This is a genomic window from Rhizobium esperanzae (assembly GCF_014197615.1).
Classification (GTDB): domain Bacteria; phylum Pseudomonadota; class Alphaproteobacteria; order Rhizobiales; family Rhizobiaceae; genus Rhizobium; species Rhizobium esperanzae_A.
Window position 1 is genome coordinate 37,591 of the sequence record NZ_JACIFY010000008.1, and the last position, 13,106, is coordinate 50,696.

General features: G+C 56.9%; 13 protein-coding genes. 10 read left to right on the top strand and 3 right to left on the bottom strand.

The window, feature by feature from the left end; genetic code table 11:
• Positions 1 to 6 precede the first annotated feature (6 nt).
• The 10 genes from GGD57_RS12480 (at position 7) to GGD57_RS12525 (ending at position 9,031) form a co-directional block, all read left to right on the top strand.
• Positions 7 to 1,158, top strand: a complete 1,152-nt coding sequence (locus GGD57_RS12480; protein WP_184470107.1) for a glycosyltransferase — start codon at positions 7 to 9, stop codon at positions 1,156 to 1,158.
• Positions 1,158 to 1,679, top strand: coding sequence for an acyltransferase (locus GGD57_RS12485; protein WP_246713644.1), 522 nt, complete (start codon positions 1,158 to 1,160; stop codon positions 1,677 to 1,679). The genes GGD57_RS12480 and GGD57_RS12485 overlap by 1 nt, the downstream gene beginning before the upstream one ends.
• Complete coding sequence (locus GGD57_RS12490; protein ID WP_184470109.1) at positions 1,669 to 3,153, top strand: lipopolysaccharide biosynthesis protein; 1,485 nt, start codon at positions 1,669 to 1,671, stop codon at positions 3,151 to 3,153. The genes GGD57_RS12485 and GGD57_RS12490 overlap by 11 nt, the downstream gene beginning before the upstream one ends.
• Positions 3,140 to 4,195, top strand: a complete 1,056-nt coding sequence (locus GGD57_RS12495) for a polysaccharide pyruvyl transferase family protein (protein WP_184470111.1) — start codon at positions 3,140 to 3,142, stop codon at positions 4,193 to 4,195. Before GGD57_RS12490 ends, GGD57_RS12495 begins: the two co-directional genes overlap by 14 nt.
• A complete protein-coding gene (locus GGD57_RS12500; protein ID WP_184470113.1) occupies positions 4,192 to 5,034 on the top strand; it encodes a glycosyltransferase in 843 nt (280 codons plus the stop codon). Before GGD57_RS12495 ends, GGD57_RS12500 begins: the two co-directional genes overlap by 4 nt.
• 91 nt (positions 5,035 to 5,125) lie before the next feature.
• Complete coding sequence (locus GGD57_RS12505; RefSeq protein ID WP_246713645.1) at positions 5,126 to 6,004, top strand: glycosyltransferase; 879 nt, start codon at positions 5,126 to 5,128, stop codon at positions 6,002 to 6,004.
• Between the two features lie 25 nt (positions 6,005 to 6,029).
• Positions 6,030 to 6,914, top strand: a complete 885-nt coding sequence (locus GGD57_RS12510; RefSeq protein WP_184470117.1) for a glycosyltransferase family 2 protein — start codon at positions 6,030 to 6,032, stop codon at positions 6,912 to 6,914.
• Complete coding sequence (locus GGD57_RS12515) at positions 6,911 to 7,891, top strand: glycosyltransferase family 2 protein (protein ID WP_184470119.1); 981 nt, start codon at positions 6,911 to 6,913, stop codon at positions 7,889 to 7,891. Before GGD57_RS12510 ends, GGD57_RS12515 begins: the two co-directional genes overlap by 4 nt.
• Before the next feature lie 208 nt (positions 7,892 to 8,099).
• The gene (locus tag GGD57_RS12520; RefSeq protein ID WP_085738073.1) at positions 8,100 to 8,558 is read left to right on the top strand and encodes a glucuronosyltransferase; all 459 of its coding nucleotides are present in this window, start codon (positions 8,100 to 8,102) and stop codon (positions 8,556 to 8,558) included.
• Positions 8,555 to 9,031, top strand: coding sequence for a glycosyltransferase (locus tag GGD57_RS12525; RefSeq protein WP_184470121.1), 477 nt, complete (start codon positions 8,555 to 8,557; stop codon positions 9,029 to 9,031). Before GGD57_RS12520 ends, GGD57_RS12525 begins: the two co-directional genes overlap by 4 nt.
• Before the next feature lie 21 nt (positions 9,032 to 9,052).
• Here GGD57_RS12525 and GGD57_RS12530 read toward each other — a convergent pair whose 3' ends face one another.
• The 3 genes from GGD57_RS12530 to GGD57_RS12540 all read right to left on the bottom strand — a co-directional run bounded on the left by GGD57_RS12530 (position 9,053) and on the right by GGD57_RS12540 (position 13,072).
• Positions 9,053 to 9,748 carry an SGNH/GDSL hydrolase family protein gene (locus GGD57_RS12530; protein ID WP_184470421.1) on the bottom strand — a complete coding sequence of 232 codons (696 nt, stop codon included), beginning with the start codon at positions 9,746 to 9,748 and terminating at the stop codon, positions 9,053 to 9,055.
• A 234-nt stretch (positions 9,749 to 9,982) separates the two neighbouring features.
• Positions 9,983 to 11,290 carry an HlyD family type I secretion periplasmic adaptor subunit gene (locus tag GGD57_RS12535; protein WP_184470123.1) on the bottom strand — a complete coding sequence of 436 codons (1,308 nt, stop codon included), beginning with the start codon at positions 11,288 to 11,290 and terminating at the stop codon, positions 9,983 to 9,985.
• A 15-nt stretch (positions 11,291 to 11,305) separates the two neighbouring features.
• The gene (locus tag GGD57_RS12540; RefSeq protein ID WP_184470125.1) at positions 11,306 to 13,072 is read right to left on the bottom strand and encodes a type I secretion system permease/ATPase; all 1,767 of its coding nucleotides are present in this window, start codon (positions 13,070 to 13,072) and stop codon (positions 11,306 to 11,308) included.
• Positions 13,073 to 13,106: the final 34 nt, after the last annotated feature.

Here is a 13,106-nt window from a genome sequence, read left to right on the forward strand (position 1 = left end):
AGATTCATGAGAAAAGCCGTCATTTACGTGGAAAAGTTTTTGCCTGCCAGCCAGGCTTTTGTTCTCAACCAGGCGGTGGCCTTTCGTTCGTTCGAAGCTGAAATTCTTGCCGGCTCGCGAATCTCTTCCGCCCATACCAAAAAATCCACGGTTCCGGTTCATGACATCCGTCGGTCTCCCGTTGCGCGGGCCGGTGAACTGCTTCTGAAAATCCCGCAGATCGGCCTGCCCTTCCTCTTTCCGGCGATCGACAAAGCCGATCTCGTTCACGCCCATTTCGGCAAGAACGGTTATGTCATCGGGCCCTTGGCTCGTGCCGCCGGCAAGCCGCTGGTCACGACTTTCCACGGTTTCGACGCTACCTATGGCGGCGACCCGAAAAAGCCCGGCGGCTTCAATCAGGTGCGCTTCTTCGCCAAGGGCCGCAGCGAGATGGCCGGCTGGAACAGCTGGAACATCGCCGTTTCCGACTTCATCCGCGACCGGTTGCTGGCGCTCGGCTTTCGCGCCGACCGGGTCTTTCGCCATCATATCGGCATCGATCTCGATCTCTTCAAAATGGAGCCCCGGCCCCGAAAAAAGGGATTGGTGGTTTCAATTGCTCGATTCGTCGACTACAAGGGCCATCGATTCATGATCGACGCGCTGTCCCGCGTGGCGGCTGCGGGCACTCCGGTTGAATTCGTCATGGTCGGCCAGGGTCCGTTGAAAGAGGAAATCGAAGCACTGGCGCGTCGTTCCTTGCCAAGCGTCACGATCCATGAAAATCTGTCGCAGACTGAGATAAGGGATCTGCTGGCCAGTGCAGAGCTTTATCTCCATGGAAGCGTGACCCTCGACAATGGTCACGCGGAAGCTTTTGGCCTCGCCAATCTGGAGGCGGAAGCCGTCGGGACTCCGGTCGTCGCATTTCGCTCGGGAGGCGTGGGCGAAGCGATCGAAGAGGGGAAAACTGGTTATCTCGTGGAGGAGCGGGATGTCGCAGGAATGGCGGAAGCGGTCGGAAGACTGCTCAACGACCAGGCTCTGTGGACAGCCTTCAGCGCGCGGGCACCGCTTCTGGTGGCCGAGCGCTTCGACTTACGTCGTCAGACGGGGATGCTCGAGGACTATTACAGTTCCGTGCTAGACGAATTTTCCAGCCGGGGTCGGACTTGATGGTGCATAAAGGAAAAAAGCCGAAGTGGGGACTGAACGTATTTCGGCCGCTGCGGAACGGAATTGTGACCGTCAAATGGCTCTATTATACGAAGTTCTGGGGAATGGACATCGATCCGACCGCCAGCTTTTCGCTGAGCGTGCGGTTCGACAAGACCAATCCGAAGGGATTGCATATCGGTGCTGAAACCTATGTCGCCTTCGAGGCGGCGATCCTCACCCACGATCTCACGCGCGGGCTCTATCTTCATACGAGAATCGGCAAACGCTGCTTCATCGGCGCCCGCAGCATCATCTTGCCCGGCGTCGAAATCGGTGACGAATGCGTCATCGGTTCCGGCTCGGTGGTGACCAAGAGCGTTCCGCCGCGTTCGCTGGTGGCCGGCAATCCGGCAAAGATCATCCGCAGCGACATAGAAATTATCAGCCGATACGGACGCATGAGCCCAGGATCGGGAAGCCATCCAAATACTCAGAATCCAACGCAACTATCTTCATATCGGAGCTTGAATGAATTTTGAGTCATCATCAAGTGAAGGCATTAGGCCTCACGCCCTGAAAAAGAAGACGCTTTATTCTACTTTTTGGAATTTCATCCGCCTGGGCTATGTCAATTTTGCGCAGTTTGTCTTTTTCGTTATTTTAGCGCGGATGTTGGAACCAGCCCAGTTCGGCACCTTTTCCGTTGCGGCTGTGATGTATCAGATTGTGCGTATGATCGCCGGCGCGGGTCTGGGTGAGGCTATTGTGCGCGCTCCGACGGTTGACTCTGAGCTACTGGATACCGTTTTCTGGGGAGCCCTAGCCTTCTCAACTATCGGCGCGGCAGCTCTCGCAGCATTGTCGATTCCATATTCTATGATAATCCGCGCACCCGAGGTCGTGCCGCTCCTCCAGGCGCTCTCCGGCGTCATGATAGTTGGTTCGCTTAGCGTGGTGCACCTCAGCATAAAGACGCGCGAGTTCGGCCATAAGGCGCTGGCGTTGAGAACGGTCATCACAACGACGATCGGCGGCGTTTCCGGGGTGGCAGCTGCATTTGAGGGTATGGGGACGTGGAGCCTGTTCATCCAAATCGCCGTCGCCGAGTTGCTGGGCTTGTTCTTCTGGTGGACATCCGTGGCGTGGCGCCCGACATTCAAAGTCTCGCTCACGCGCCTTTGGCCAATCTTTTCGTTCGGTATGGGTGTCACCGCAACGCAAATCTCCTGGCTTTTGCTGGTGCGTGTGCAGGACGTGGTAGTCTCGCGCTTCCTCGGTCTTGCAGCAGCAGCTAGCTATCGCGTTTCCTGGCGCCTTATCGATGTGATAGTGCAAACAACGTTCGGACCTATCGGAGGGGTCACAAGCGTAACGCTTTCTCGCCTCCAGAATGATAAGGTTGCCTTTAGGAGAGCCTATCTTCGCCTCCAAGGCCTCGCATCGTTTCTCACCATGCCGGCGATCGCCGGGTTTGCCGCCCTCGGTCCCGAGATTATCACCCTGACTTTCGGCCATAAGTGGGCATACGCAGGACCTGCCGCCCAAATTCTAGGCTGGCTGGCTATCCCATTCTGCCTGAACTTTCTTGTGGGGCCGGCGTTGCAAGCGCTCGGCGCATCCGTCGCGATGTCCAGACTAGCTCTGCTTCAACTCGCTCTCACCACGGTATTCTCGGTGGTTGGCGCCCAATTCGGCCTCGAATATGTGGCGCTTGCATATGTCATCAGGGCATATCTTACCTTACCGCTTCAGCTCAGGCTGCTACAAAAGTTTTCCGGTATTGAACCACTCGCAGTAATGAAGGAGCTATCCTATCCAATCATATGCTCTGGAATAATGGTTGTCGTGCTACTCGTCGGAAAGAAATATTTGGATCCCAATCCGATCGAAGTTGTTCTTCTGATCTTCACGGGCGCACTAGTTTATTTTCTCTCGATCTTCGCAATTGGTCGACGGTGGCTGATTGAAAATGTGAACTCTCTAAAGGGAGCGATAAGACATGACTCTCAATGAAAATATGAGCAAAACGCAAACCAAACACGAGAGAGTTACGTTACTGAAGCGGACGATCGAAAAGGTCCTGGCAGATTTCATTCCGAAATTCGACAGCTTTTCTCTGCTGGACTTTCCCGACCATCCCAACGTCGGCGACAGCGCGATTTGGCTGGGTGAGACGAAATACTTCTTGGAGCAGCATGGGAAACACCCATCACTCGTGACCGCCATCACGCGGCACTCAATTGACGATACTGTCCGCAACCTGCCGGACGGCCCGATTTTCCTTCATGGCGGAGGCAACTTCGGCGATGTCTATCCCGAGCACCATGCCTGGCGAGAAGAACTTCTGCGCCGAACCAAAGGCCATCAGGTTATTCAGTTACCGCAATCACTTTACTTCAAGGACATGGGCCGGATGGCCCAAACAGCCCGCGCCATTGCCGAACACGGCAATTTCTCCATGCTGGTTCGCGATCATAAAAGCCTGGAATTTGCCAAACAGCACTTCGATTGCCGTGTCGAACTATGCCCGGATATGGCCTTCATCCTTGGCCCTATAGAAAGGCCTGTGAGGGAAAAGGTTGATATTTTCTGCCTGATGCGAACAGACGACGAAAAGATAGGCTATGATGCCGCGTCAACTGGAAGCAGCGGAAATTTGCGCTACGAAAGTTCGGACTGGCTGCAGGAAGATGCGGCAAAGATCGAACGCTTACGCCACCCTGATCATCTAACACGGTTGAAAGCTGCCCGATGGGGAGCGCTGCGTCGCAGCAACTATCGAAATTTCGGTTTCCATCTGATGGCCACCGATCGGCTCGACCGAGGACTTGCCATGCTCTCCTCCGGGCGCTGGGTCTTGACCGACCGGCTTCACGCTCACATCCTTTCAACGCTCCTCGGTCTCAATCATGTCGTGCTCGACAATAGCTACGGAAAGCTCAGCAGCTTTATCGAGGCTTGGACAGCCAATACAGAAGGCGTTTTCACGATGAAGACCCCCGAAGATGCCTTTCGCTTCATTTCCGCTGAACTAAACAGGGACTCGCGTGCATGATTTCTATCGTTCTTTCCACCCGCGACAGGGCAAATCAGCTTGCACAAGCTCTCGAGTACTTTCATGGTTTGATTTATGATGGAAACTTCGAGATTATCATCGTCAACAACGGCTCCAAGGATAACACTTCGGAAGTCATCGCGGATTTTGCAGCGAAAGCGACTTTTCCAGTCCATGAGGTTGTCGAACGGACCCCGGGCCTTGCCAACGCTCGCAATGCCGGAGTTAACGCGGGCAAAGGCGATATATTCGTTTTCACCGACGACGATTGTTACGTTGACCCAAATTTTCTCACCGAAATAACCCTGCCTTTCAAGTGGAAGGATATCGGTTTTGTAGGCGGTCGCATCACACTCTTCGATGAAACGGATGCGCTGATGACCGTACGTTACGACGAGCGGCCGATGACCTATTTCAAACTTACTTTCGTGCCGCCCGGCCATATCCAAGGTGCCTGCATGGCGTTCCGCAAAGAGGTCCTGCAATCCATTCACAATTTCGACCCCATCTTCGGCGCCGGCGCCCACTTCCCAGCAGAAGATTTCGATGCCGTGCTGCGCACACTGAATGCGGGTTGGTATGGAATTTACTGGCCGGAAGCGCATGTGCGGCACCATCACGGGCGAAAAGAAGAAGACGTAGCAAAACTGCTGAAGGGATATTCGCTGGGCCGTGGCGCGGTTTTTGCCAAGCTGATATTCACCGAAAAGGCATTTAAGCTTGCGCGCCAAATGGTCAGTTGGCGCATTCGCACAGCCTTTAAGGACCGCGGTTCATTTTACTGGGAATTGCACGGATTTTTTGGATACCTCAAATACTCCAGAAATACGCCCCAATAGACGCAATATATCCCATAGAAGGAGCTGGACATTGCCCCTGATCAGCGTAGTTTTTTCCTCTTACAATGGCGAGAAACGTCGCCTTAGGCAAATGTTGGAGTCGCTGACGAGGCAGAAATTGCCCCAAACTCAATGGGAAATCATTGCAGTCGACAACAATAGCAGCGACAGGACCAAGGAAGTATTTAACGAGTATCGAGAAAAGCTTCCAATAACCATACTTGAACAAAGAAAAGCGGGAAAGTCCGGCGCAATGAATCTTGCACTGGAGCACGCGAAGGGCGATATCGTCGTTCTGACAGACGACGATATATGCGCCGAACCCGACTGGCTCTCTGCGATTCTGGACTGTGCGGCCACCAATCCCGATTACGGGGTTTTCGGGGGCCGGATCCTGCCGGAGTGGGAGCATAGCCCCAAAGGTGAACCCTTCCTGGATTGGATCCCTATGGGTTCCACATTTGCAATTGTCGATGATGCGGTCAGTGGCCCATGTGAGGCGACGAAAGTGTGGGGTCCTAACACGGCTGTAAGACGCGAAGCTTTGAAAGATACCCGTTACAGGGAAGATATCGGACCGGTTCCCGGCGGACTTTTCGCAATGGGCGAAGACCAGGATATCATCATGCGATTGGCCTCACGCGGCGTGAAGGCATACCGCTGTGCGGAGGCGGTTGTTCATCACTGGATTGCTGCGTCGAGCGTTCGCGAAGAATGGGTTCAGAAGCGTGGGGAACGGTTGGGCTACGGGGTTCCGGCGCTCTTTCCGCTGGACGTTCCTTCCGGCTCGCGGATAGCAGGTGTTCCACTCCGAACGTGGGTGGAAAGCGCCAACTGGGCGTTACGAGCAGCTCTGCTTTATCCGTTGCCACGATCCAAGAAGCGTTTTTGGGCGATTTGGAAATATTACTACATGCGTGGATATCGTGCCGGAATTCGCAGGTATGCGCCCGCGACGCTGGCGCAGTGATCGATTGGCCCAGGAGGCGGTAATTTTGAAACTCTCGGTGCTGATCAATAATTTCAACTATGGGCGCTTTTTGCGCCCATGCATCGACAGTGTTCTGTCGCAAGCCTATCCCGACTTTGAAGTGATCGTCGTCGACGACGGCTCGACGGATGATTCCAGGCAGATTCTCGCCTCCTATGGCGAGAAGATCCTGCCGGTGTTGAAGGAAAACGGCGGCCAGGCCTCGAGCTTCAATGCGGGTTTTGCGGCCGCGAGCGGCGATATCCTGTTTCTCCTCGATGCCGATGATGCGTTTCTGCCCGGTAAACTCGCCGGGATCGCCGAGATCTACGATCGCAACGAGATCGACTGGTGTTTCGATCGGGTGACGACCGATGAAGGCGACCAGCCTCCGGCGCAACTGCAGGCGACGCTCTTCGACAAGCGGGATACGCTTCGCAACGGCGGCTTTCCCTCGCTTCCGGTTCCGACATCGGGCCTGAGTTTCCGACGCAGCCTGCTGTCGCAGATCCTGCCGATGTCGGTTGCGACAGACGTCGTCCTCAGCGACAACTATATCAAGTTTGCCGCAGCCTATCTCGGCCGCGGCGCCATCGTCGAAACACCGCTGACCTTCCAGCGCATTCATGCGTCGAACCGCTATACCGGCACGAGCAGGGCAAAAACATTGCGCCCGCGCATCATGATCGCCACAGGGCTGGAGCTGGCGCGTCGTTATGATGGGCTGCAGGCGCTCGGCAAGAGCCTGGTGGCCGGCGGCATTGCCGAAACGACGTCACTGCTGAAGCTCAGGAGCGAAGCGCGCAATACGGTCGCCGGCGGCCCGTTCGGCGATACTGCCGCAACCGAAGTGGCCCTGATGGCGGCGCGCAAGCGTTTGGGAAATATGCTGCGGAGAGGACAGGCATGAACCAGCAAGAAACTCTCCCGCCTTCATCCGCCGATACTGCAGCGCGCACCGCGCCATTGAAGATCGCCGTCGGCGTGCTGACCTATCGGCGCCTGGACGGGATCGCCAAGCTGCTCGACGTCATGACGCGCCAGATCAGGCACGAGGCTCGCCCCTATCATCTCACCATGGTGATCGTCGACAATGATGCGGCCGGCAGCGCGAAGGCAACGGTGGAGGGGTTTGGCCAGACCGGCGCCTACGATCTGATCTACGTCGTCGAACAGAACCAGGGCATACCCTTTGCGCGCAACCGCGCGCTGGATTCGGCACCTCCCGGCACCGATCTCTTCTGCTTTCTCGACGACGACGAATGGCCGGTCGACGGCTGGCTTGATGCAATGCTGGAGACCCGCGAGAAAAGCAGCGCCGATTGCGTCTACGGCCCCGTCCAGCCGGTCTATCCCGAAAACCCGCCGGAATATTTCATCAAGGCCAGGGTATTCGAGCGCAAGAAGAACATGGACGGCCAGCGTATCGGTTATGCGGCTTCGAACAATGTCATGTTCGACTATCCCCTGATCCGCTCATGGAACCTTCGTTTTGAGGAGAAGATGCGCTTCACCGGCGGCACGGACTATCTTTTCTTCAATCAGGCCGTCCGCCGCGGCATGCAGATTTTCTGGGCTGACAAGGCGCTGGTCTATGACATCGTTCCTGCGAACCGGATGACCTGGAAATGGGTGTTGCAAAGACAGTACCGACTCGGCAATACCTTCGCCGTCAGCGAGGTTCTGCATGGCAATCTCAAGCGCCGGATTTATCGCGCCGCTTATGGTGCCACGCGAGTGCTGCTTGGACTGGTCATGCTGCCGGCGATCTTGATTTCACCCTACTGGGGCATGCGCGCCCTCACCCATGTTCTGCGCGGCGCCGGCATGGTCAACGGCATTCTCGGACATTCGTACCAGGAATATAAGCCCAATGCCGCTCTTTGAGACTGTTTGGAGCATGTTCAGATGAGCTTTGACGCTTTCGACGTTCCAACCGGACATATCCTGTGTGATTGGCCGCCCATGAACTTCAAGGCTTCAACCAACCCGGCCAAAAATGGTACAGTTCCGCGGAACTATCTTGACATGACCGCTGTTCGAACAGAACCGTTCCTCACACATGTCATCGGTCAAATATAGGAGATGCCTGTCTATGGCTGAGAAAAAATTAAAGGTTCTCGCTGCCTCGTCAGGAGGCGGCCATTGGGAGCAGCTGATGGCTATGCGCGGCGCGTTCGAGGGCTGCGATATCGTCTTTGCAACGACCATTCCGGGTCTGCTTGCCAAATATGACATTCGCGACGGTCTGGTGCTTCCCGATTGCAGCCGCGACTCGATTACGATGTCGATCCGCTGCTTTTTCAGCGCCTTCTCCATCGTCATCAGACACAGGCCTGATGTCATCATCTCCACCGGTGCCGCGCCCGGACTTTTTTGCCTGCTTGCCGGCAAATTGACGGGCAAGCGGACGATCTGGATCGACAGCGTCGCCAATGTCGAGAAGCTGTCCCTGTCAGGGAAACTGGCTGGCCGTATCGCGACGCTCTGGCTGACGCAGTGGCAACATTTGTCACGGCCGGATGGTCCCCACTACGCAGGAGCTGTGCTTTGATCCTTGTCACCGTCGGAACGCAGCTGCCGTTCGATCGCCTCGTCAAGGCTGTCGACACTTTTGCAAAGGATCTGTCGAGGCCGGTTCTGGCGCAGATCGGCAAGGGCACCTACACGCCCCAGAACATGAAATGGATCAAGAATATCGAGCCCGCGGACTTCGACAGGGTCTTTTTCGATGCGAGCGTTATCGTTTCTCATGCGGGAATTGGCACGGTGCTGACCGCAAAACGTTTTGGAAAACCGATCATTCTCGTTCCCCGGCAGGCGTCCCTTGGCGAGCATCGCAACGATCATCAGCTCGCCACGGTAGGCCAGCTCGCCGGCCGGCCCGGCATCTATGTCGCGCATAGCGACGAGGATCTCAAAAACTATCTTCTCGATGATCTGGACAGTCCCTCTCACGAGGACCCGTCCGAGGCCGGGCGGACTTCGCTGGTCAAATACCTCAAAGGCTATCTCGCGGCGGTCTGAACCCAAGCCCCCGCGGATCTGTCATTCTTTGCAATTGCCGCCGGCAATCTGTTTGACAAGTTCCGGCACGATGATTTTGGAAGCGATGTCAGGCAGAGGATGGGCGCCATCGGGGATGGCTGCAGCCAGGTCCCCCGGCGTCAGACGCTGCCAGTTGGGCTGGTGGTCGACAAACTCCAGACCCCGTACCTCAGCCTCGGCCTGATGGGCCGCGATGTAACTTCCGACAAAGGGACGGATCAGGCCACGCATTCCCGAAAACGGGTTCATCGCCATGACGATGATCCGCGCCCGCGGCAGGCGCTGCCGAAGCTGGTCGAGGATGTCGCCGATATTCTTGCGGCTTTGCGCAAGCGACACGAACCGCTGCAAGGCTGCATCGTTGGCATAAAGCTCGATCAGAACGATATCCGGCTGCCCGGCAACGACGCGGTCAAGCTGGGTGAGAGCCCATAGCGTCGTCTCGCCGCTCTTTGCAACGCTCTCGACGTTCACAGGTCGTTGCAGGCAGGCTGCAAGCTCCGTCTCGAGAGCAGGCTGCCATCCCCCGCGAGCCGTCAAGGATGTGCCGAAAGCTACTATTTTCAACGGCGGAAGGCCCTCGGCATTACTATTCCCAGTCACCGAAAACATCGCGCAACAGGTAAAAAGCAAAACCAGCCCATAAGCCGGTCGTCTCGCCATTGGCATTGCTCGCCAAAGCCGCAAACCGATCATGAGGAGACCTTGCAGCAGGCTGGGGACCATTTCGCGAAACGGCCGCGCATCGCTGTTCGATCGTGACACATCGCTCACCACAGAACCGCGCTTCTTTTCAGAGGCCTGAAAGATGCTGGAACGCTTTGAATCACTGCATATTTCTCAATCGGTTCCGATTTCAGAAATTATGCAGAAGAGCGAGATCGATGACAACGGCTTCTTTGAAGCGTTGGCGACGCGGTACGCCGCCAATCACTCCTCACGAAATACGTGCTGCATCTGATCGGTCAGCGGCTTGGTAAGATAAGAGATAACGTTCCTGTCGCCGATCTTGATAAAGACTTCCGCCGGCATGCCCGGATAGAGCTTTATTGACTTCAGCTTGGCGATGCTTGCAGCCTCCGGCTTGACGCGAAGGGGGTAATAGCTGATGCCCGTCCGCTCATCCTTGACGATGTCAGGCGCAATCGAGGTGATCTCGCCGCGCACGTCAGGCGTCGTACGCTGATCGAAGGCACTGAAACGCACATCGACGGACTGGCCGACATGGACCTGGTCGATGTCGCGGGTGGCGACTTTCGCCTCAACCGTCAGGTCTTCGTTCTCGGGAACGACGAGCATCAGCGTCTCGCCGGGATTGATGACGCCATTGACCGTGTGAATAGAGAGTTCGTGAACGCGCCCACTGAGCGGCGCGGTAATGTCGAGGCGGCGAAGCTGATCGATCGCGGTTCCGCGACGTTCTTCATTTTCGGCGATCTTCGCCTCGACGTCGGTCAGTTCCTTCGCGATCTCCGAACGACGGTCCTCGTCCAGCTGGATTGTCTGGCGATCGAGCTCGATTGACTTGCCCTCAGCCTCTGCCTTTGCCGCGATTTCCTGGCCGCTGTTACCCTGGAGTTCGGCGCGGGCGCGCTTCAGCGAATTCAAACGCTGGAGCGTCACCAGCCCTTTCTTGTAGAGCGTATCGACGCCCTCGAGTTCCTGTTCGATCAGGCCGAGCGAATCGTTGGTCGCATTGATCTGAACGACCAACCCCTTGATCTGCTCGGCCAGCTGATCCTTGCGCGACGCCAACTGGCTCTTCATGCCGATCAGTGCCGATCTGCGGCTGTCGAACAATTTCGTCTCGCCGTCCAACAGATCCCGCGCCGCGCTGCTGGATGTCAGATCGCTGATGTTTTCCTCGACATTGAATGACTCGGCGTCAATCCGTTCGGCCTTCAGCCGGGCGCGGCGCGCGTAAAGCTGGGCGAGCGTGCTCTCGACGATCGAGAGTTGCGCCTTTGTCGTCGTGCCATCGAGCTGTATCAGAACCTGTCCAGCCGTCACATGGTCGTTTTCCGCAACCAACAGCTTCGACACGATGCCGCCGGTCAGATGCTGGACCTTCTTCACGTCGCCGTTGACGACAACCACACCTTCGCCGATGACGGCGCTGGAAAGCTCCGTCGTTGCCGCCCAACCGCCAATGCCGCACACGAGAGCGATAGACAACGCGCCGACAATAGCGACATGACGATTGAGGGAGCGTTTCGATTCGCTGATGACTTTACTCACAATCTTCTCCTCGGCCTATTCGGCCGCATTCATGCCGTCGACGACGACTTTGAGCTGAGCGACGCGATCAGCAATCGGCGTCCGCGCCGCTTCGGGTCGGCTGACCCGTGCCAGCACTTCTTCCTTGGGACCGAATGCGATCATCCGGCCGTCCTGCATCATCAGCACGAAATCGCACACTGCCAGAACCCCGGATCGATGGGCGATGACGACAACGATGCCGCCGCGTGCGCGCACGCTCATGATCGCAGCACTGAGCGCCCGCTCGCCTTCTTCATCGAGATTGGAGTTCGGTTCGTCGAGCACCACGAGGAACGGTTCGCCGTAAAGCGCTCTTGCAAGCGCGATGCGCTGTCTCTGGCCGGCCGAAAGCGCGGCCCCGCCTTCGCCGATTTCGGTTTCGTATCCGTTCGGCAGACGAAGAATGAGATCGTGAACACGCGCTGCCCTCGCCGCGGCAACTACCGCCTCAGGCGACATTTCCTTGGCGAAGCGGCAGATATTCTGCGCGACGGTTCCCGAGAAAAGCTCCACATCCTGCGGGAGATAACCGATATGCCGGCCAAGCGCGTCGCCATCCCACTGATCGAGTGCTGCGCCATCGAGGCGAATGGATCCCCTGACGGTCGGCCAGACACCCATCATCGCCCGCGCCAGTGACGACTTGCCCGAGGCGCTGTAACCGATAACCCCGAGGGCGCTTCCTGCCCTCAAGCCGAAGCTGACATCGGAAATGACCAGACGCTGGCCCGCGGGCGGTCCACTTGCCAAACCCTCGACCGTCACCTGCTTGGAGGGCGCAGCAAGCGCCAGCGGAGCCGGAATTTCCGGAATGGTTTTCAACAGATTCGCAAGCCGCGCCCAGCTTTGCTGGGCGGAAACGAAACCGCGCCAATTTCCGATCGCTGCTTCGACAGGCGCCAGAGCGCGGGACGTCAGAATGGAGCCGGCGATGATAATGCCTGAGGAGGCCTGCCCTTGAATGACCAGAATCGCACCGGTCGCCAGCGTTCCGGACTGCAGGGCAATACGGAAAATCTTCGACAGCGTCGCATATCCGTTCCCGACATCCGATGCCTCCCGGGTGATGTTCCGGTATTCGCCGTTCTTGCGTTCCCAGATTTCAGCCATGGTGCCCGCCATGCCCATGGCGTGAATGACTTCGGAGTTGCGGATCGAGGTCTGCGCAAAGGCATTGCGCATATTGCCGGCTTCGGATTGCCGTTTTGACAGCGTACGTGTTCCCTGGTTGGTCAGGAACGTCAGGATGGCGAGAACCAGCGATCCACCGATCGCGATATATCCGATCGCCGGATGAAACAGGAAACAGATCACGACATAGAAGGGAAGCCAGGGCAGATCGAACATCGCCGTCGGCCCCATGCCGGACAGGAAGGTTCTGATCTGGTCGAAGTCGCGCAGCGGCTGCAGCCCGTCCCCACCGATCTTGACCTTCAACGGCGCCTTGATGAGCGCCCGGAACACGCGTCCATTCACCATCTCGTCGAGCGAGCCGGCAACGCGCACGAGCATTCTGCTCCTGAGAACTTCGAACGCGCCCTGAAAAGCGTAGAGGGCCAACGCAAGTATTGCCAGAGCAGCCAGCGTCGGTATGCTTTTGGCGGGAATGACGCGGTCATACACCTCAAGCATAAAAAACGAACTGGTGAGATAGAGGATATTGATGAGCGCGCTGGCTATGCCAATGAAGACAAGACCTCCCTTGCACTTTCGCAAGGCTTTGGATGGCTCGCTGACGTCCGCTGCTGAACTCTGAAACACCAAGTAATCCCTCTCTTACCGCATCGCACGCAGG

Coding starts and splice junctions, on each gene's coding strand:
- GGD57_RS12480 (WP_184470107.1), top strand. CDS start 7: ATGAGAAAAGCCGTCATTTACGTGGAAAAGTTTTTGCCTGCCAGCCAG.
- GGD57_RS12485 (WP_246713644.1), top strand. CDS start 1,158: ATGGTGCATAAAGGAAAAAAGCCGAAGTGGGGACTGAACGTATTTCGG.
- GGD57_RS12490 (WP_184470109.1), top strand. CDS start 1,669: ATGAATTTTGAGTCATCATCAAGTGAAGGCATTAGGCCTCACGCCCTG.
- GGD57_RS12495 (WP_184470111.1), top strand. CDS start 3,140: ATGACTCTCAATGAAAATATGAGCAAAACGCAAACCAAACACGAGAGA.
- GGD57_RS12500 (WP_184470113.1), top strand. CDS start 4,192: ATGATTTCTATCGTTCTTTCCACCCGCGACAGGGCAAATCAGCTTGCA.
- GGD57_RS12505 (WP_246713645.1), top strand. CDS start 5,126: ATGTTGGAGTCGCTGACGAGGCAGAAATTGCCCCAAACTCAATGGGAA.
- GGD57_RS12515 (WP_184470119.1), top strand. CDS start 6,911: ATGAACCAGCAAGAAACTCTCCCGCCTTCATCCGCCGATACTGCAGCG.
- GGD57_RS12520 (WP_085738073.1), top strand. CDS start 8,100: ATGGCTGAGAAAAAATTAAAGGTTCTCGCTGCCTCGTCAGGAGGCGGC.
- GGD57_RS12530 (WP_184470421.1), bottom strand. CDS start 9,748: ATGATCGGTTTGCGGCTTTGGCGAGCAATGCCAATGGCGAGACGACCG.